The organism is Pseudomonas sp. CP4, from assembly GCF_047758505.1.
Classification (GTDB): domain Bacteria; phylum Pseudomonadota; class Gammaproteobacteria; order Pseudomonadales; family Pseudomonadaceae; genus Aquipseudomonas; species Aquipseudomonas fluorescens_AO.
In genome coordinates this window covers 3,680,889-3,698,392 of sequence record NZ_CP180489.1, presented here as the reverse complement: position 1 = coordinate 3,698,392, position 17,504 = coordinate 3,680,889, and the positions used below count along the sequence as shown (strand labels likewise).

The 17,504-nt window shown below is 60.8% G+C and carries 16 protein-coding genes; 11 read left to right on the top strand and 5 right to left on the bottom strand.

All coding sequences use genetic code 11. From position 1 onward, the window contains the following. Positions 1 to 113: 113 nt before the first annotated feature. Complete coding sequence (coaD, locus tag ACMYUN_RS16500) at positions 114 to 593, top strand: pantetheine-phosphate adenylyltransferase (protein WP_202698266.1); 480 nt, start codon at positions 114 to 116, stop codon at positions 591 to 593. Positions 594 to 723: 130 nt separating this feature from the next. Further along, on the top strand, positions 724 to 975 hold the full coding sequence (locus ACMYUN_RS16495) for a YfhL family 4Fe-4S dicluster ferredoxin (protein ID WP_003195146.1): 252 nt from the start codon (positions 724 to 726) through the stop codon (positions 973 to 975). A 125-nt stretch (positions 976 to 1,100) separates the two neighbouring features. On the opposite strand, the gene ACMYUN_RS16490 is transcribed toward ACMYUN_RS16495, so the two are convergent. From ACMYUN_RS16490 to ACMYUN_RS16480, 3 genes are read right to left on the bottom strand one after another with little or no spacing between them, the layout of a single operon-like run. After that, on the bottom strand, positions 1,101 to 1,424 hold the full coding sequence (locus ACMYUN_RS16490; RefSeq protein ID WP_076564452.1) for a multidrug transporter: 324 nt from the start codon (positions 1,422 to 1,424) through the stop codon (positions 1,101 to 1,103). A 56-nt stretch (positions 1,425 to 1,480) separates the two neighbouring features. Beyond that, positions 1,481 to 2,293, bottom strand: a complete 813-nt coding sequence (mutM, locus tag ACMYUN_RS16485) for a bifunctional DNA-formamidopyrimidine glycosylase/DNA-(apurinic or apyrimidinic site) lyase (protein WP_016772703.1) — start codon at positions 2,291 to 2,293, stop codon at positions 1,481 to 1,483. Positions 2,294 to 2,305: 12 nt separating this feature from the next. After that, positions 2,306 to 3,118, bottom strand: coding sequence for an HDOD domain-containing protein (locus tag ACMYUN_RS16480; protein WP_415763980.1), 813 nt, complete (start codon positions 3,116 to 3,118; stop codon positions 2,306 to 2,308). A gap of 228 nt (positions 3,119 to 3,346) precedes the next feature. On the opposite strand from ACMYUN_RS16480, the gene ACMYUN_RS16475 reads away from it, so the two are divergent. The 6 genes from ACMYUN_RS16475 to ilvD all read left to right on the top strand — a co-directional run bounded on the left by ACMYUN_RS16475 (position 3,347) and on the right by ilvD (position 11,065). Beyond that, positions 3,347 to 3,886 (top strand): type 1 glutamine amidotransferase domain-containing protein, encoded by a 540-nt coding sequence (locus ACMYUN_RS16475; RefSeq protein ID WP_039757526.1) that lies wholly within the window; start codon positions 3,347 to 3,349, stop codon positions 3,884 to 3,886. Between the two features lie 160 nt (positions 3,887 to 4,046). Continuing rightward, positions 4,047 to 5,243: a class I SAM-dependent rRNA methyltransferase gene (locus ACMYUN_RS16470; protein ID WP_016772700.1), complete on the top strand. Its 1,197-nt coding sequence runs from the start codon at positions 4,047 to 4,049 to the stop codon at positions 5,241 to 5,243. A 451-nt stretch (positions 5,244 to 5,694) separates the two neighbouring features. Beyond that, a complete protein-coding gene (locus tag ACMYUN_RS16465; RefSeq protein WP_415761150.1) occupies positions 5,695 to 6,768 on the top strand; it encodes a SagB family peptide dehydrogenase in 1,074 nt (357 codons plus the stop codon). Continuing rightward, a complete protein-coding gene (locus ACMYUN_RS16460; RefSeq protein WP_039757524.1) occupies positions 6,765 to 7,742 on the top strand; it encodes a diiron oxygenase in 978 nt (325 codons plus the stop codon). Before ACMYUN_RS16465 ends, ACMYUN_RS16460 begins: the two co-directional genes overlap by 4 nt. Then, on the top strand, positions 7,735 to 8,967 hold the full coding sequence (locus ACMYUN_RS16455; protein WP_415761149.1) for a multidrug effflux MFS transporter: 1,233 nt from the start codon (positions 7,735 to 7,737) through the stop codon (positions 8,965 to 8,967). Before ACMYUN_RS16460 ends, ACMYUN_RS16455 begins: the two co-directional genes overlap by 8 nt. A 256-nt stretch (positions 8,968 to 9,223) precedes the next feature. Continuing rightward, complete coding sequence (gene ilvD, locus ACMYUN_RS16450; RefSeq protein ID WP_024014684.1) at positions 9,224 to 11,065, top strand: dihydroxy-acid dehydratase; 1,842 nt, start codon at positions 9,224 to 9,226, stop codon at positions 11,063 to 11,065. A 278-nt stretch (positions 11,066 to 11,343) separates the two neighbouring features. Here the strand turns inward: ilvD and ACMYUN_RS16445 are convergent, their stop codons facing one another. After that, on the bottom strand, positions 11,344 to 12,399 hold the full coding sequence (locus ACMYUN_RS16445) for a haloacid dehalogenase-like hydrolase (RefSeq protein ID WP_415761148.1): 1,056 nt from the start codon (positions 12,397 to 12,399) through the stop codon (positions 11,344 to 11,346). Positions 12,400 to 12,638: 239 nt separating this feature from the next. Between ACMYUN_RS16445 and ACMYUN_RS16440 the strand changes: the two genes are divergently transcribed. Then, positions 12,639 to 14,027: an L-cystine transporter gene (locus ACMYUN_RS16440; RefSeq protein WP_415761147.1), complete on the top strand. Its 1,389-nt coding sequence runs from the start codon at positions 12,639 to 12,641 to the stop codon at positions 14,025 to 14,027. A 128-nt stretch (positions 14,028 to 14,155) separates the two neighbouring features. Here ACMYUN_RS16440 and ACMYUN_RS16435 read toward each other — a convergent pair whose 3' ends face one another. Beyond that, a complete protein-coding gene (locus ACMYUN_RS16435; RefSeq protein WP_415761146.1) occupies positions 14,156 to 14,674 on the bottom strand; it encodes a dihydrofolate reductase in 519 nt (172 codons plus the stop codon). Positions 14,675 to 14,759: 85 nt separating this feature from the next. Between ACMYUN_RS16435 and ACMYUN_RS16430 the strand changes: the two genes are divergently transcribed. Continuing rightward, complete coding sequence (locus ACMYUN_RS16430) at positions 14,760 to 16,133, top strand: DUF2868 domain-containing protein (protein WP_415761145.1); 1,374 nt, start codon at positions 14,760 to 14,762, stop codon at positions 16,131 to 16,133. Then, entirely contained in the window at positions 16,126 to 17,502 is a 1,377-nt protein-coding gene (locus ACMYUN_RS16425) for a GTPase/DUF3482 domain-containing protein (RefSeq protein WP_415761144.1), read from the top strand. Before ACMYUN_RS16430 ends, ACMYUN_RS16425 begins: the two co-directional genes overlap by 8 nt. The last annotated feature ends 2 nt before the right edge of the window (positions 17,503 to 17,504 follow it).

Below are 17,504 nucleotides of genomic sequence, written 5' to 3'. Positions count from 1 at the left end.
AAGCAGAATATTCCTATCGTCTATAGTGCTTTCTTACCCAACAGGCGACTTGGCCGACCGGGAAGGCTGCGATACCATCCGACTCCCCAACGGACTCCCGCCAGGACGACGCGATGAACCGAGTGTTGTACCCAGGTACCTTCGACCCTATTACCAAGGGCCATGGCGATCTGGTCGAACGCGCCTCGCGCCTGTTCGATCACGTGATCATTGCGGTCGCCGCCAGCCCGAAAAAGAACCCGCTGTTCCCGCTGGAACAACGGGTCGAACTGGCTCGCGAGGTCACCAAACACCTGCCGAACGTGGAAGTGGTCGGCTTCTCGACGCTGCTCGCGCATTTCGCCAAAGAGCAGAACGCCAATGTGTTCCTGCGTGGTCTGCGCGCGGTGTCGGATTTCGAATACGAATTCCAGCTGGCCAACATGAACCGCCAACTGGCGCCGGATGTGGAGAGCCTGTTCCTCACGCCGTCGGAGCGTTATTCGTTCATTTCGTCGACGCTGGTGCGGGAGATTGCCGCGCTGGGCGGCGATATCAGCAAGTTCGTCCACCCGGCCGTGGCCGACGCGCTGACCCAACGCTTCAAGAAGTAGGAGCTGCCGAAGGCTGCGATCTCTGTTTTGCAGCCCTTGATCGCCCCCGCGTGCACTGCGCTCGCCAATGCGGCACAATTGCGCGCATTGATTTATAGCGCCCGGGCCTGCCGCCCCGGCTGGAGTTAGCATGTCCCTGATCATCACCGACGATTGCATCAACTGCGACGTCTGCGAACCCGAGTGCCCGAACGCCGCCATTTCCCAAGGCGAAGAGATCTACGTGATCGACCCGAACCTGTGCACCCAGTGCGTCGGCCACTACGACGAGCCGCAGTGCCAGCAGGTCTGCCCGGTGGATTGCATTCCACTGGACGAAGCCCATCCGGAGACTGAAGAACAGTTGATGGAGAAGTACCGCAAGATCACCGGCAAGGCCTGATCACTTCAGCGCCTGTACCGCCCTCTTCGCGAGCAGGCTCGCTCCCACATTTGCAATGCATTCCCCTGTGGGAGCCAGCCTGCTCGCGAATGGGCCATCAGCCACACCACTGAAACCCGATCAGCTCACTCGCGCTGCTCGAACCCCTCCCCTGTACACCCCAGACACCGCACAAACGCCGCTTTCGCCGGATCAACCACCAGCGCCTGCCCGGCATCGCCCACCCCGCCACCCAGCGCGGTAAACGGCAACGACACCACAAACGCTCCCGCTCCGATCACCGTGGCGACCACCAGCAAAGGTCGGGCGATCAGCAGGTCGCCGAGCATGGCATAGGCCGGGGGATTCTGGATGGTGTAACGCGGATCACCGCTGCCGGTCTCCGAGGCCTGAACAGCCAGGCTGGAACACAACAGCAGCGTGACGAAGAAGACTTGCAGGACTTTCATGGCACGATCCTTCGGGCTGAGCAGTGAGACTTCTCACTATAGACCGAAGGATTTTTTCAGGTCTGGCAGCGCGGGCAAAACACGCTGGCGCGTTGACCCAGCTTCACTTCGCGCAGGCCGGTGCCGCAGACCTTGCAGTGCTGACCACCGCGGCCGTAGACAAACAGTTCCTGCTGGAAATAGCCCGGCTGACCGTCGCCGCCAATGAAGTCGCGCAAGGTTGTGCCGCCACGCTCGATGGCGGCGGCGAGGATGCGTTTGATCTCGATCGCCAGTTTCAGATAACGCCCGCGGGAAATCCCCCCGGCTTCGCGGCGCGGGTCGATGCCGGCGGCGAACAGCGCTTCGGTCGCGTAGATATTGCCGACCCCGACTACCACTGCGTTGTCCATGATGAACGGCTTGACCGCCATCGAGCGCCCGCGTGACAGCTGGAACAGGCGCTCGCCATCGAACAGATCGGTCAGCGGCTCCGGCCCGAGGCGAATCAGCAATTCGTGATTGAGCGGGTCGTTGCTCCACAGCATCGCGCCGAACCGTCGCGGATCGGTGTAGCGCAGGGCCAGACCCGATTCCAGTTCGATATCGACGTGCTCGTGCTTCAACGCCGGCAACCCGGCCTCGACCAGGCGCAGATTGCCGGACATGCCCAAATGGCTGATCAGCGTGCCGATCTCGGCGTTGATCAACAGGTACTTGGCGCGCCGCTCGACCAGCACGATGCGCTGCCCGGACAGGCGCACATCGAGGTCCTCCGGGATAGGCCAGCGCAAACGCCGGTCACGAACGATGACGCGGCTGACCCGCTGGCCTTCCAGGTGCGGGGCGATCCCGCGACGGGTGGTTTCGACTTCCGGCAGTTCAGGCATGGTGTCCTCGGATCAATGCGCGCCGAGGTCGCGAATCGTTTGTTTGAGTGTTTCGAAATCGTAGTCCGACAGACCGACGTAATCGAGCACCAGCGGGCCCACCGCGCCCCACTCGAAATCTTCGCTCTGGTTGCCGAGCACCCGATACGAGGCGCAGATGTGCTCGGCCATTTTCAGAATCGCCAGCAAGTTTTTCAGTTGGCTGTTCTTCGACGATTCGTCGCTGAAAATCGCCAGCGCATTGTGGTGGTTGGCGATGGCAGCGCTGACATGCTCCGGCAGGCGCCAGGACTTGGCGGTGTAGTAACCGACCACGGCGTGGTTGGTGTTGAACACACGGTTTTCCGTATCGACCACGCGGCATTCCGGGCTGGCGCTGGCGTAGGCCTCTTCCAGCACGGTCATGTAATTGGGGAAGCGCTGCAGCATCAATGGCACGCCGCAATCGTGGAACAGGCCCAAGGCATAGGCTTCGTCACCGGCCTGGGTGCCAATGCGCTTGGCCAGGGTCAGGCAAGTCATCGCCACATCCTGCGCGGTGTCCCAGAAACGGTTGAGGGTGACGATGGTGTCATCGTTCATCTCGCCCTTGATCGACTGCGCGTTGATCAGGTTGATGATCGAACGGCTACCCAACAGATTCACCGCACGCTGGATGGAGGTGATCTTGTTGCTCAGGCCGTAATACGGCGAGTTGACGATTTTCAGCAGCGCGCCGGACAGGCCCGGATCCTGGGAGATCAGCTTGGCGATCACCTCCAGATCCGGGTCGGGCATGTACTGCTCCATTTGCAGATCCACCATGATCTGCGGTTGCGCCGGCACACTGATGCCTTGCAGCGATTGTTGAATCTGTTCGGTGGTCAGCTCTTGGGACATAAGTACACACTCCGGGGCAGGCGGCGATTCTAACCGCTGAAACCGCAGGGCGACACACCGATGGGCACATCGCCGGAACTTTCATCTGTGCCCAGGCTTCGGAATCTGTAGGGCGCAGCGGACCTCAACGGTTCGCTGCGAAGGCAAAATCTCCACAGACTCAGGAGCTTACCGATGGCAACTTCCCTCAATGGCAAACGCGTCGCTATTTTGGTTACCGATGGTTTCGAACAGGTCGAAATGACCGGCCCCAAGGATGCCCTGGAGCAGGCCGGCGTGCAGGTCGATATCCTCTCGGCCGAAGCCGGCACGGTGAAAGGCTGGAACCATGACAAACCGGCGGACGACTTCCCCGTCGCCAACACTTTCCAGGCGGTGAGCATCGATCAATACGATGCCGTGCTGCTGCCCGGAGGCGTGCAGAATTCCGACACCATCCGTATCGACCAGGATGCTCAGCATCTGGTCAAGACTGCCGCTTCGGCGGGCAAGCCGATTGCCGTGATTTGCCACGGCAGCTGGTTGCTGATCTCGGCGGGACTGGTCAATGGCAAGACCATGACCAGCTACAAAACGGTCAAGGACGATCTGGTCAATGCCGGGGTCAACTGGGTCGATCAGGAAGTGGTGAAGGACGGCAATCTGATCAGCAGCCGCCAGCCGGATGATGTGCCGGCGTTCAGTCAAGCGCTGATCGACGCACTGGCTGCATAAGGACTGACATCCCTTTCGCGAGCAGGCTCGCTCCCACAATGGTTTGGTGTTCACCTGTGGGAGCGAGCCTGCTCGCGAAGGCATCAGCGTTTCATCGCATCCTCAGCCCTGCGCAAACCTCAACACGCTATACTCCCGCTCTTTTTTCCGGAGCGACGTCATGTCCCTGCCTAGCCTGCGCCTCAAAGCCAACGCCGACCGTCGCCTGCGCAACGGCCACTTGTGGGTCTACAGCAACGAAATCGACGTGGCCGCCACGCCTCTGCACGGCTTCAAGGCCGGCGATCAGGCGGTGCTCGAAGCCGCTGGCGGCAAGCCGTTGGGCATCGTCGCCATGAGCCCGAACAACCTGATCTGCGCGCGCCTGCTGTCGCGCGACATCAAACTGGCACTCGACAAGTCGCTGCTGGTGCACCGTCTGAACGTCGCGCTGTCGTTGCGCGAGCGTCTGTTCGACAAGCCGTTCTATCGTCTGGTCTACGGCGACTCCGACCTGCTGCCGGGTCTGGTGGTCGATCGTTTCGGCGACATCCTCGTGGTGCAGATCGCCTCGGCGACCATGGAAGCGCATAAAGACGACGTGATCGCCGCGTTGACCCAGGTGCTCAAGCCAAGCGGCATCCTGTTCAAGAACGATTCCGCCGCCCGTGATGCCGAAGGCCTCAACCGCTACGTCGAGACCGTGTTCGGTCTGGTCCCGGAGTGGGTCGCGCTGGAAGAGAACGGCGTGAAGTTCGAAGCGCCGGTCATTCAAGGGCAGAAAACCGGCTGGTTCTACGACCACCGCATGAATCGCGCGCGCCTGGCGCCTTATGCCAAAGGCAAACGCGTACTTGATCTCTATAGCTACATCGGTGGCTGGGGCGTGCAGGCCGCTGCGTTCGGCGCCAGCGAAGTGTTCTGCGTCGACGCCTCTGCATTCGCCCTCGACGGCGTCGAACGCAACGCGGCGTTGAACGGCTTCGCTGACAAAATGACCTGCATCGAAGGCGACGTCTTCGAAGCGTTGAAGGAACTGAAAGCCAGCGAAGAGCGCTTCGACGTGATCGTTGCTGATCCGCCAGCCTTCATCAAGCGCAAGAAAGACATGAAGAACGGCGAAGGCGCCTACCGTCGTCTGAATGAGCAAGCCATGCGCCTGTTGACCAAGGACGGCATTCTGGTCAGTGCTTCGTGCTCCATGCACCTGCCGGAAGACGATTTGCAGAATATTCTGCTGACCAGCGCGCGCCATTTGGACCGCAACATCCAAATGCTCGAGCGTGGCGGTCAGGGCCCTGATCATCCGGTGCACCCGGCCATCGCCGAAACCCGCTACATCAAGAGCATTACCTGCCGCCTGCTGCCCAACAGCTGATTGCGATAGAACACGGGGAGCCGCTGAGCTCCCCGTTTTTTTCCACCCCCCTCCCCTCTTTCCTTCACACTCAACATGAGTGTTTTGTCGTCTTCCTACAATTACTTTCCAGCTTCCTTGCAGGACGTTTCGCCATACCTGTTAGTTACGGGAAATTAACCTACAGCGTAGATATCCAGCACTCGATCACTCCGACAGAATTACTGGAATATTCCTACTTAATATCCCCTTGCCAATATTCGATTACAAACTATTATGAAGTTGTCGCCATGAGGCGACTTCAACTACTGATGAACAAGGAGTTCACATCATGAAAACCATTTATCTGGAAACAAATAAACTCGCCAACCTCGCCTTCTTGGTTGCAGCCAACGCCCGCTAAGTAAGTCTGGACGCCGGAGAGTGCCGGCACTTCGGCGTCCTCATGACTTTCCCTGAGTGATCTGAACCAATGCATATCAATCCCTTTCTGTTTATATTGCCGCGCCCGCCTGGACAAGTTGTGTGGAATTACAAGAACCATACTCAACACGAGCTTGATCTTGTCTATTCGCACCGCCTCGCCATTCTCATAGACAACCCAAATCTGTTTGACCCAAACAACATAATAGATACACAACTTCTGGACGCAGGCATTCTAACAATTTCAAAACTAGACAACCCAACTTGGGGCTGGGATGAATTGTCGAAGATTTATCACATCGGCACGCAAAATATCCCCTGCGAATATACGCCACAGAATATTCAGGAGTGGTCCAGACACTATCTGGCGCACTGCAGCGAAGTATTGGCGAAGCCAGAACCTTCAACAGACAGCAAGCGCCGGCCAGCGGAGGCGCTTATCAACTTGCCTGCACCCGGCGCAATGATCGATGACAGCCTGACTCAGGCATTGCGGACGCGCAAAACCTGTCGCTCCTACACCGGTGCGGCGGTGACACTGGCCGAGGTTGCAACGCTGTTGTATTTCACGCTCGGCTATCTTCCCAAGCGCAATCATTCGCAGGACGACCCTGTCGCACCCGGCCTTGAGGCCCGCCGGAGCAGTCCCTCAGGTGGTGGTCTGAACGCTTGCGAAGGCTTTCTTCTGGCACAGAACATCATTGGGCTTGAACCGGGCATCTACGCCTACCATTGTGGCGAGCATGCCTTGAGCCGGATCAACCCTTTGCCTGAACCGGCGTTGGGTCAAATGCTCGGCGGCCAGCATTTCATCAACAATCTGCCGCTGGGCGTATTCATCACCGCCAGGTTTGATCGACTCTGGTGGAAGTACGAACACTCGCGCGCCTATCGAATGGCGTTCATCGAGGCTGGCCATCTTTCGCAAACCTTCCAGCTCGTCGCAACGACGCTGGGGCTCAATACCTGGCTGACCGGCGCGTTTGCCGACGCCCAGGTTGAAACCCTGCTCGGGCTCGAAGGCAGCGCTGAGCAACCGTTGTTTTTTGTCGGTTGCGGCGAAAGCGATGGCCAAGCCATGTGCCAGGAAATGCGTGATTTGCTTGCCGGGGTACCGTCATGATTTCCACAGCGCTGGATGAGGGCGAGGCACCGGTGTCGTGGTCGCTCAAATTCACCCTTCCCGACTGGGAAAGCCGCGCATCGGTGCGCAGCAGTACCCATGACTATCGTTTGCCGGGCGATGTCGAGCAGCAACTGCAAAATCGCTATTGGTTTCCCCCGGCCTTTCTGCCTTATCTGGGGCATCCGGCGATCCAGGCCAAAGGTCGCGAAACATTGCACCGCCTGACCGCCAATCATCTGGTGTATTTCCTCGATTACACCACCCTGCTCGAACACCGCATCGTCAACCGCGCAGTGGAGGTCATCGTCCACCGCGAACTGCCCATCTATATACCGCTGCCAATGAAACACGCTGCATTGCAGCTGTACACCGACGAGGGTTACCACGCGCTTTTCTCCAACCAGATAGCCGAGCAGATCGCCGCGTTCTACAGCATCACCCGGCGACCGGTCATTCCGAAGCGGATCACACGCATGAACGCTCTGATTGCGCGCACGCCGGAGAAGAACCGCGCACTGGCCTGGTTTCTGCTCGGATTTGTCTCGGAAACCATCATCGCCCGGGAGTTGCTCGAGGTCTGCCGCAACACGATGGTTTCAAGTGTGAACGACATGCTGCGTGATCATCTTGCCGACGAAGCCCGGCACAGCCGTTACTTCGCAGAAGCCTTCCATTACTTCTGGATTGCGATGAACAGTCGCCAGCGCCTGTTCGCCGCCAGGACTCTTGTGGAGATCATCCCCCTGTTCTTCGAGGTCGACGAGAGCTGGCTGCAACAAAGCCTGCGCTCGGCGGGTATTGCCGAAAGTGACATGAAAGAGATTGTCGGTGCGATGGCAACTGTGCAGGCCAGCCGTGCTCGCGCTCGCGCCGGCTGCAAACCCACACTGGAGGCCCTGCACAAGGCTGGTTTTTTTGCTCTGCCCCATAACCAGACACTTTTCGCCAAAGCAGGATTGATCGATGAATAAACACAGCTGTGCAGTCAGCCGCCGACAACGGCGCGGAGCAGTCACGCTGTTACTGGCAATGATCCTGCTCGGCGTGTTCCCGCTGGATGTTCTGCTGCCCTCGTTCCCGGCGCTGGCGGCACACTTTGGTCGATCACCGAGCGACATCGCGCTGTCGATCAGTCTGTTCGCCGTCGGTATTGCCTTCACTCAGCTACTGATCGGCCCGCTATCGGACGTGATTGGACGCAAGGGTTTGCTGCTGGCCGGCATGAGCGTGTCGCTGCTCGGCGCCCTTGGCTGCGTGCTGAGCAATGACTACACGCTGTTCCTCGTTTTCCGGGTGATGCAGGCGATGGGGTGCGGTTGTTTCGTGCTGTCTCAGGCACTGGTGCAGGATCTGTTTGAAGGCCAGGAGCGTGACCGGCTGCGGATCCTGATGGTCACTGCCACGGGCATCTTCATTTCGCTATCGCCGCTGGCGGGTACGTTCCTGCAAGCCACGCTCGGCTGGCGCGGCAGCTTCTGGGTATTCATCGCCCTTGCGGCTGTGGTTCTGATCAAAACCTGGCGACTGCTCGACAACAGCCGGCCTGTTCAGAACGGTCCACACCTGGGTTTCATTCAGTCCTACAGACGGGTGCTGAGCAACTTCCCGTTTGTCGGCTATTGGCTGATTTCCGCGTTCGCTTTCGCCTGCCACTTTTCCTTCATCGTCACTTCGCCGCTGATCTTCATGGAGCAGTTGCAGATGGCGCCTTACGATTTCGCCTTGATTCTGCTGATCTATGGCGCCGCTTATGTCTTCGGCGGCCTGCTCGCCAGCGTGCTGAACCGGATTATCAATGCGCAACAGCAGATTTTCACCGGCCTGAGCCTGATCCTGCTCTCGGGTCTGGTGATGCTCTATCTGGCCACCAACCATGAGCTGTCAGCCGCGGCGGTGCTGGTCCCAATGCTCATCTGCACCGTGGGCACCACCATTGCGCGCCCCCCGGCTACCTCCCGCGCCATGAGCGTGTTTGCCGAAAATGCCGGCGCATCGGCATCCGCCGGTAGCACCATCATTTTTATCTGTGGCGGGCTGGTCAGCGCCCTGATCAGCCTCGGCCCGGCCAACCTGCAAGCGACGCTGGGTTACGGTTTTGTGGTGTTGAGCGGCGTATCGCTGTTGCTCAACAGCGTGATTGGCCGTCGCGTCAGCAACCTGCGCAGCAATCCGGTGATGCCGGGAGGCGACCATTGACCCTGCCAGTCGTCATTGCACCGGCCCCTTCAGCACGGGAACAACGCTTTGCGCCATTCCCTCGCGACGCCAGCGGTGTAGAATCGCCTCATTCATCGCCATTCATCCCCGGCGGGTTTATGAGCTCAGGCTGAGACCAGCGGCGATCCCGCAACGTCATCGGCAGCTTCCGGACACACGGCCATTTTTCGGGTGTTTCAGAGGTCAACAGAAGCTCACTCCCCTTTAGTACGTGATTAGCCGCCCGGAGTGCTCCATGCCAGATTACCGCTCGAAAACTTCCACCCACGGCCGCAACATGGCCGGCGCCCGCGCCCTCTGGCGCGCCACCGGCATGAAAGATGACGACTTCAAGAAGCCGATCATTGCCATCGCCAACTCGTTCACCCAGTTCGTCCCGGGGCATGTGCACCTGAAGGACCTGGGTCAGCTGGTCGCCCGCGAGATCGAACGCGCCGGTGGCGTGGCCAAGGAGTTCAATACCATCGCCGTCGATGACGGCATCGCCATGGGCCACGACGGCATGCTGTATTCGCTGCCGAGCCGCGAGATCATCGCCGACTCCGTCGAGTACATGGTCAACGCCCACTGCGCCGACGCCATCGTCTGCATTTCCAACTGCGACAAGATCACCCCCGGCATGTTGATGGCTGCATTGCGCCTGAACATTCCGGTGATCTTCGTTTCCGGCGGCCCGATGGAAGCCGGCAAGACCAAACTCGCCTCCCACGGTCTCGATCTGGTCGACGCCATGGTGATCGCCGCCGACTCCAGCGCTTCTGACGAGAAAGTCGCCGAATACGAGCGCAGCGCCTGTCCGACCTGCGGTTCGTGCTCCGGCATGTTCACCGCCAACTCGATGAACTGCCTGACCGAAGCACTGGGCCTGGCCTTGCCGGGTAACGGTTCGACCCTGGCCACCCACAGTGATCGTGAACAGCTGTTCCTGCAGGCCGGGCGCACCATCGTCGAGTTGTGCAAGCGTTACTACGGCGAGAACGATGACTCCGTATTGCCGCGCAACATCGCCAACTTCAAGGCGTTCGAGAACGCAATGATGCTCGACATCGCCATGGGCGGTTCGACCAACACCATCTTGCACTTGCTCGCAGCCGCCCAGGAAGCCGAGATCGATTTCGACCTGCGCGACATCGACCGTCTTTCGCGCAGCGTGCCGCAGCTGTGCAAGGTCGCGCCGAACATCCAGAAGTACCACATGGAAGACGTGCACCGCGCCGGCGGCATTTTCAGCATCCTCGGTTCGCTGGCCCGTGGCGGCCTGCTGCACACCGACCTGCCGACCGTGCACAGCCGCAGCATGGAAGAAGCCATCGCCAAGTGGGACATCACCCAGACCAGCGACGAGGCCGTGCATCACTTCTTCAAGGCAGGTCCTGCGGGCATCCCGACCCAGACCGCGTTCAGCCAGTCGACCCGTTGGGAAACCCTGGACGACGATCGTGAAAACGGCTGCATCCGCAGTTTCGAGCACGCCTATTCGAAAGAAGGCGGCCTCGCCGTGCTGTACGGCAACATCGCGCAGGACGGTTGCGTGGTGAAAACCGCCGGGGTCGATGAGTCGATCCACGTCTTCGAAGGCAACGCGAAAATCTTCGAAAGCCAGGACAGCGCCGTGCGCGGCATCCTCGCCGACGAAGTAAAGGAAGGCGACATTGTCATCATTCGCTACGAAGGCCCGAAAGGCGGCCCGGGCATGCAGGAAATGCTCTACCCGACTTCCTACCTGAAATCCAAAGGCCTGGGCAAAGCCTGTGCACTGCTCACCGACGGGCGTTTCTCCGGCGGTACTTCCGGCCTGTCGATTGGTCACGCTTCGCCAGAGGCCGCGGCCGGTGGCGCGATCGGTCTGGTGCAGGATGGCGACAAGGTGCTGATCGACATTCCAAACCGCTCGATCAACCTGTTGGTCAGCGACGAAGAACTGGCGGCACGCCGCGCCGAGCAGGACAAGAAAGGCTGGAAACCGGTTGAAGTGCGCCCACGCAAAGTGACCACCGCCCTCAAGGCCTACGCCCTGCTGGCGACCAGTGCCGACAAGGGTGCGGTGCGCAACAAAGCGATGCTCGACGGGCTGTAAGCGTCAAATCGCCGATGCAAAAATGCCCCGCCATGTGCGGGGCTGATCGTTCCCACGCTCTGCGTGGGAATGTCTCAAGGGACGCTCCGCGTCCAGTGACGCGGAGCGTCACGGGCTGCATTCCCACGCAGAGCGTGGGAACGATCAAAATCCGAAACGCACCGAAGATCAGACTGTGGGAGCGAGCCTGCTCGCGAATGCGGTATGTCAGAAACGAAGAGGGTGGCTGACATTCCGCTTTCGCGAGCAGGCTCGCTCCCACATTGGATCGGGGTGGCTTACTGGATTTCCTCAGGTTTGACGATCACCCAGTTCTTGTCCGCTGTCACCGGCAAGCCTTCCTTGGCCTGCGCCGCCGCGTGCTTGGCCATCATGCCGTTGATCTGGGTCATGTACTTGTCCTTGCGGTTGATCCACAAGTGAATGCCGCCCTTGGCCACGTCGACATCATGGAACAGCATGTAACCGTCGCTCATCGGGGTATCGCCGCCGACCAGTACCGGTTTTTTCCATTCATCGATGTAGGTCAGGATCGCCGCGTGCTTGCCGGCCATCCAGGTTGCCGGGGTCCACAGGTACGGCGTCAGTTCGAGCCCGAGGTTGGCCTTCTCGTCATATTTGCCGGCGGTGATCTGTTTGCGCGCGGTCGTCAGCTCGCCAGTCTTCTGATCCTTGAGCAGCAGTGAAACGCCGATGACGTTCTGCGGTTTGACGTTGTAGCCGTACTTGGGATCCGCCGCGACCATGCGCACCAGTTCCTCTGAGGCGGCGGTCATTACGTAGACCTCGATGCCGTTCTCCATCAGCTTGTTGTACAGCTCCTGCTGGCCAGTGAAGATCTTCGGCGGATTGACGTCGAGCTTCTTCACCACATCGCCTTCGTAATACGTCGCCGGCACCGGTTTGCCCGAAGCCATCAGCTCATCGACGTAGCCCTTGAGCTCCTTGAGGGTGAAGCCGGAGAACACCTGCGCCACCCACGGGTAGCAGACCATGTCGTCGACTTCGCAGAGGCGGTAGTAATAACTGAACAGGCTTTCCTTGTGCTCGGCGGTGTCCTTGAACGGCATCAGTTTCAGCGAGGGATCGAGCTTGTCGCGGGTGATCAGGCCCTTGTTTTCCATGAACGGCAGCAGGGATTCTTCGAGGTCGTAGCGGTAACTGGTGTTGTCCATGTCGAACACCGCGTAATTACCCTTGTTGGCGTTGGCGGCGATCATCGCGTCCAGCGCCTTGGCCTGATCCGCCGGCCAATGCTTGAGGTCCGTGGCCAATGCATGGCCGGCGAGGCCAGCCGCCAGTGCCACAGCCAACAACGTGCGTGCAATTTTCATAGCGCTACTCCCCGATGCAAAGAGTTCGACGCTAACAAATAAGTGTGACAACCCTCGCCTGTCAGCGACCGTCTGCATCCCCTGCGCGCCAGTTGCATTGCCGACAGCGACACAGGCTTATTCCAAAAACGACGGACACCCTGCGATTTTGGTATTAATTCATTGCAAATCAAGCTGTTAGGCTTGCCGGTTCACAGCAGCCCCGGATGGCTGTTGGCACAGTCTTTACTGGAGTCCTCATGAATCTACCGCTGATTCTCAACCTGCTGGTGTTCCTCGGCCTACTCTTCGGTCTCGCGCAAACCCGCCACACCTCGTGGAGCCTGGCGAAAAAAGTGCTGCTCGCACTGGTTCTCGGCGTGGCGTTCGGCGTTGCGCTGCACACGATTTACGGTGCCGGCAACCCGGTGCTGAAAGCCTCCATCGGCTGGTTCGATCTGGTCGGCAACGGCTACGTGCAATTGCTGCAGATGATCGTGATCCCACTGGTGTTCGCCTCGATCCTCAGCGCGGTCGCCCGTCTGCACAATGCCTCGTCGCTGGGCAAGATCAGTTTCCTCACCATCGGCACGCTGCTATTCACCACCGCCATCGCCGCGCTGATCGGCATCGGCCTGACCAATCTGTTTGGCCTCAGCGCTGAAGGTCTGGTCGCCGGCACTCAGGAAATGGCGCGCCTGCAAACCATTCAGAACGACTACGCCGGCAAGGTCGCCGACCTCAATGTGCCGCAATTGCTGCTGTCGTTCATCCCGCAGAACCCGTTCGCCGACCTGGCCCGGGCCAAGCCGACCTCGATCATCAGCGTCGTGATTTTCGCGGCATTTCTCGGGGTGGCTGCGCTGCAACTGCTCAAGGACGACGTCGAGAAAGGCCAGAAAGTGATCACCGCCATCGACACCCTGCAAGCCTGGGTGATGCGTCTGGTGCGTCTGGTGATGAAGCTGACCCCGTACGGTGTGCTGGCGCTGATGACCAAAGTGGTCGCCGGTTCCAACCTGCAGGACATCATCAAGCTCGGCAGTTTCGTCGTGGTCTCGTATATCGGCCTGGGCCTGATGTTCGTCGTGCACGGTGTGCTGGTGTCGGCCGCCGGGATCAACCCGTTGCGTTTCTTCCGCAAGATCTGGCCGGTGCTGACGTTCGCCTTCACCAGCCGCTCCAGCGCAGCGACCATTCCGCTGAGCATCGAAGCGCAGACCCGTCGTCTGGGCATCCCGTCGTCGGTCGCCAGTTTCGCTGCGTCTTTCGGTGCAACGATTGGCCAGAACGGTTGCGCCGGTCTCTATCCGGCGATGTTGGCGGTGATGGTCGCGCCAACTGTCGGCATCAACCCGCTGGATCCGCTGTGGATCGCGACGCTGGTGGCGATTGTCACGTTGAGCTCGGCCGGTGTCGCCGGGGTCGGTGGCGGCGCGACGTTCGCCGCACTGATCGTGCTGCCGGCGATGGGCTTGCCGGTGTCGCTGGTGGCGTTGCTGATTTCGGTCGAGCCGTTGATCGATATGGGTCGCACGGCATTGAACGTGAGTGGCTCGATTACCGCTGGGGCGATTACCAGCCAGGTCATGCAGCAGACTGATAAAGCGTTGCTGGATGCCGATGAACACGCGCAGCTAGTCAGCTGAAGCTGCAAGCTGCAAGCTGCAAGCTGCAAGCTGCAAGCTGCAAGCTGCAAGCTGCAAGCTGCAAGCTGCAAGCTGCAAGCTGCAAGCCAAGAGCCAATCAGCTTTTACTTGCAGCTTGCAGCTTGAGGCTAAAGCTGCTTTTTCTCCCAGACTTCGAAGCTGTACGCCGGCTTATCTTCAACCGGCGGGTTTTCAACATTCGACACCAGCTTCCATTCGCTTAGATCAAACTCCGGAAACCACGCGTCTCCTTCCGGGCTCAGCGCCACGCGGGTCAGGTACAGCCGATCGGCCTGGGCCAGTCCCTGCGCATACAACTGCGCGCCGCCAATCAGCATCAGTTCATCAACGCCCTGGGCCTTCGCCCATTCCTCGGCGCGGGCCACGGCGGCTTCCAGCGACGGATAGACCTCGGCGCCTTCGAGTTGCAGATCGGTCTGGCGGCTGACCACGATGTTCAAGCGCCCCGGCAGCGGCCGGCCGAGCGAATCCCAGGTCTTGCGACCCATGATGATCGGCTTGCCGAGCGTGGTCGCCTTGAAGTATTTGAAGTCCCCCGGCAGGTGCCAGGGCATGCTGTTGTCGACGCCGATCACGCGGTTTTCACCGAGGGCTGCGATCAGGCTGAGGGGCAGTGATTTAGTCATGCCGGCGAGGATACCAGAGCCGCGCTTACCCCGATAAGCGCCACAGCGGTTATGCTCAGCGCTCGATTTAGCGACGGGACGCCGCGTGACTGAACTGACTCCACTGCAAAACCTCTGGCTCACCGAAACCATCCGCCTGCGCGAAGAACACGCGGGGCCGCTGGATGATCTGGAAGCCAATCGTCTGGCCCGTGCCGCTGGCGGCGATCTGCCGAGCCGCATTGCGCGCCGGGCGCTATGGCTGGCCGAGCGCGACGGACTCGCCGCCGCGCTCAAGCACTGGCTGCAAGGCGCGCGCCTGGCGCTGGTGCTGTTGATGATTTTCGCCGTGCTCAGCGGCGCCGGGCTGGCATTCGCCGCACTTGGCCAGACGCCGGTGAATGTGTTCTGGGCGCTGGGCAGTCTGCTCGGGATCAATTTGATTTTGCTGCTGAGTTGGGCGCTGGGCTTGATTTTCGCTGGCGAACACGGCGCCACCCTCGGGCGCTTGTGGCTGTGGCTCAGCGAAAAATTCGCCCGCGACGCCAAAGCCGCGCAACTGGCGCCGGCCCTGCTGTTGTTGCTGCAACGCAAGAAACTCAATCGCTGGGCACTCGGCGCGCTGATCAATGGTTTGTGGCTGCTGGCGATGCTCAGCGCGCTGATTCTGTTGCTGACGCTGATGGCCACGCGGCGCTACGGCTTTGTCTGGGAAACCACGATCCTCGGCGCCGACACTTTCATCCACGTCACCCAGGCTCTAGGCTATCTGCCGTCGCTGCTCGGCTTCAACGTGCCGACCGAGGAAATGATCCGCGCCAGCGGCGCCGGTGCCCTCGACATCGAAAGCGCACGACAGGCCTGGGCGATTTGGCTGGTCGGCGTGCTGGTGGTCTACGGCGTGCTGCCGCGTCTGCTGCTCGCGCTGTTGTGCCTGTGGCGCTGGAACAGCGGCAAAGCTGCGTTGCACCTGGATCTGAACCTGCCCGGCTACGCGCAACTGCGCGAACGGTTGATGCCAACCAGCGAACGCCTCGGCGTCAACGACCCGGAGCCGGCGCAGCTGCATCGCGTCGAAAGCAACGTCGGCGAACTCGTCAGCGAGGGCGCGCTGCTGGTGGCGATCGAGCTGGACGAACAGCGTCCGTGGCCACCCGTGCTGCCGAAAAATGTTAGCAACGCGGGCATCCTCGACAGCCGGGAATCGCGACACAAACTGCTCGAGCAACTCAGTCGCTTCCCGCCGGCGCGGCTGGCCATCGCCTGTGATCCGCGACGTTCGCCGGATCGCGGCAGCCTTGCGCTGATCGCCGAACTGGCACGCAATGCCGGCGCCACTCGCGTCTGGCTGCTGCAAGCGCCACCCGGCGAAGCGCTGGACGGGCAACGTCTGGGTGACTGGCACGCGGCGCTGCAACAACTGGAACTGCCGTTCGCCGATTGCGCGCCGATGAACTGGCTGGAGAGCGGACATGACTGATGCACGCAAGGCCCCGCTGAAACTCGCGGTGGTCGGCCACACCAACGTCGGCAAGACCTCGCTGCTGCGCACGCTGACTCGCGATGTCGGCTTCGGCGAAGTCTCGCACCGGCCGAGTACCACCCGGCATGTCGAAGGCGCGCGGTTGTCGGTGGATGGCGAGCCGTTGCTCGATCTGTACGACACGCCGGGGCTGGAAGATGCGATCGCCCTGCTGGATTTTCTCGAGCGTCTGGAACGCCCCGGCGAACGCCTCGACGGCCCGGCACGACTGGCGCGGTTTCTCGACGGCAGCGAGGCGCGCCAGCGTTTCGAGCAGGAGGCCAAGGTACTGCGACAACTGCTGGACTCCGATGCCGGTCTGTATGTGATCGACGCCCGCGAACCGGTGCTGGCCAAGTACCGCGACGAACTGGAAGTGCTCGCCAGTTGCGGCAAACCGCTGCTGCCGGTGCTGAATTTCGTCAGCAGCGCCAACCATCGCGAACCCGATTGGCGCGAGGCGCTGGCGCGGTTGGGGCTGCATGCGTTGGTACGTTTCGACAGCGTCGCACCGCCCGAGGATGGCGAGCGGCGCTTGTACGAGAGCCTCGCCCTGCTATTGGAAAACGCCCGGCCGCAACTGGAGCGGTTGATCGCCGACCAGCAGGCGCAGCGCCTCGCCCGTCAGCAAAGCGCCGCACGCCTGATTGCCGAATTGCTGATCGACTGCGCTGCGTGCCGGCGCAGTGTGGTCAGCGAAGCCGAGCAGGAACAACAGGCGATCAGCGAGCTGCGCAAAGCCGTACGTCAGCGTGAGCAGAAGTGCGTTGAGGCGCTGCTCAAGCTCTACGCGTTTCGCCCGCAGGACGCGGCGGCCAGTGACTTGCCGTTGCTCGACGGGCGCTGGGGCGATGACCTGTTCAACCCGGAAACCCTGAAGCAACTCGGCGTGCGCGTCGGCGGCGGCATTGCGGCCGGTGCGGCGGCCGGGGCTGGCGTGGATCTGCTGGTCGGCGGGATTACCCTCGGCGCAGCGGCGTTGGCCGGTGCGATCGCCGGCGGTGCGCTGCAAACCGCGCGCAGTTATGGCAGTCGCCTGCTCGGCAAGATCAAAGGCCAGCGGGAATTGACGGTGGATGACGCCGTGCTGCGCCTGTTGGCGTTGCGCCAGCGGCAGTTATTGCTGGCACTCGATCAGCGTGGGCATGCGGCGATGGACAGCATTCAGGTGGCCACACCTGTGGATAAAACCTGGCGCGAAGGCAAGTTGCCGGAGGCGCTGAACAAGGCGCGCGCGCATCCGCAGTGGTCGTCGCTCAATCCGCAGGCGAAGTTGAATCAGGCGGAAAGGCAGGAGCAGATTGATTTGCTGGCAGCAGATTTGTAGCG

What these genes read in the sequence shown, in the direction of transcription:
- mutM (WP_016772703.1), bottom strand. Translation starts at nt 2,293, where the DNA reads ATGCCTGAACTGCCGGAAGTCGAAACCACCCGTCGCGGGATCGCCCCG.
- ACMYUN_RS16465 (WP_415761150.1), top strand. Translation starts at nt 5,695, where the DNA reads ATGCATATCAATCCCTTTCTGTTTATATTGCCGCGCCCGCCTGGACAA.
- ACMYUN_RS16445 (WP_415761148.1), bottom strand. Translation starts at nt 12,399, where the DNA reads ATGAAAATTGCACGCACGTTGTTGGCTGTGGCACTGGCGGCTGGCCTC.
- ACMYUN_RS16460 (WP_039757524.1), top strand. Translation starts at nt 6,765, where the DNA reads ATGATTTCCACAGCGCTGGATGAGGGCGAGGCACCGGTGTCGTGGTCG.
- ACMYUN_RS16470 (WP_016772700.1), top strand. Translation starts at nt 4,047, where the DNA reads ATGTCCCTGCCTAGCCTGCGCCTCAAAGCCAACGCCGACCGTCGCCTG.
- coaD (WP_202698266.1), top strand. Translation starts at nt 114, where the DNA reads ATGAACCGAGTGTTGTACCCAGGTACCTTCGACCCTATTACCAAGGGC.
- ACMYUN_RS16425 (WP_415761144.1), top strand. Translation starts at nt 16,126, where the DNA reads ATGACTGATGCACGCAAGGCCCCGCTGAAACTCGCGGTGGTCGGCCAC.
- ACMYUN_RS16440 (WP_415761147.1), top strand. Translation starts at nt 12,639, where the DNA reads ATGAATCTACCGCTGATTCTCAACCTGCTGGTGTTCCTCGGCCTACTC.
- ACMYUN_RS16495 (WP_003195146.1), top strand. Translation starts at nt 724, where the DNA reads ATGTCCCTGATCATCACCGACGATTGCATCAACTGCGACGTCTGCGAA.
- ACMYUN_RS16455 (WP_415761149.1), top strand. Translation starts at nt 7,735, where the DNA reads ATGAATAAACACAGCTGTGCAGTCAGCCGCCGACAACGGCGCGGAGCA.
- ACMYUN_RS16490 (WP_076564452.1), bottom strand. Translation starts at nt 1,424, where the DNA reads ATGAAAGTCCTGCAAGTCTTCTTCGTCACGCTGCTGTTGTGTTCCAGC.
- ACMYUN_RS16475 (WP_039757526.1), top strand. Translation starts at nt 3,347, where the DNA reads ATGGCAACTTCCCTCAATGGCAAACGCGTCGCTATTTTGGTTACCGAT.
- ACMYUN_RS16435 (WP_415761146.1), bottom strand. Translation starts at nt 14,674, where the DNA reads ATGACTAAATCACTGCCCCTCAGCCTGATCGCAGCCCTCGGTGAAAAC.
- ilvD (WP_024014684.1), top strand. Translation starts at nt 9,224, where the DNA reads ATGCCAGATTACCGCTCGAAAACTTCCACCCACGGCCGCAACATGGCC.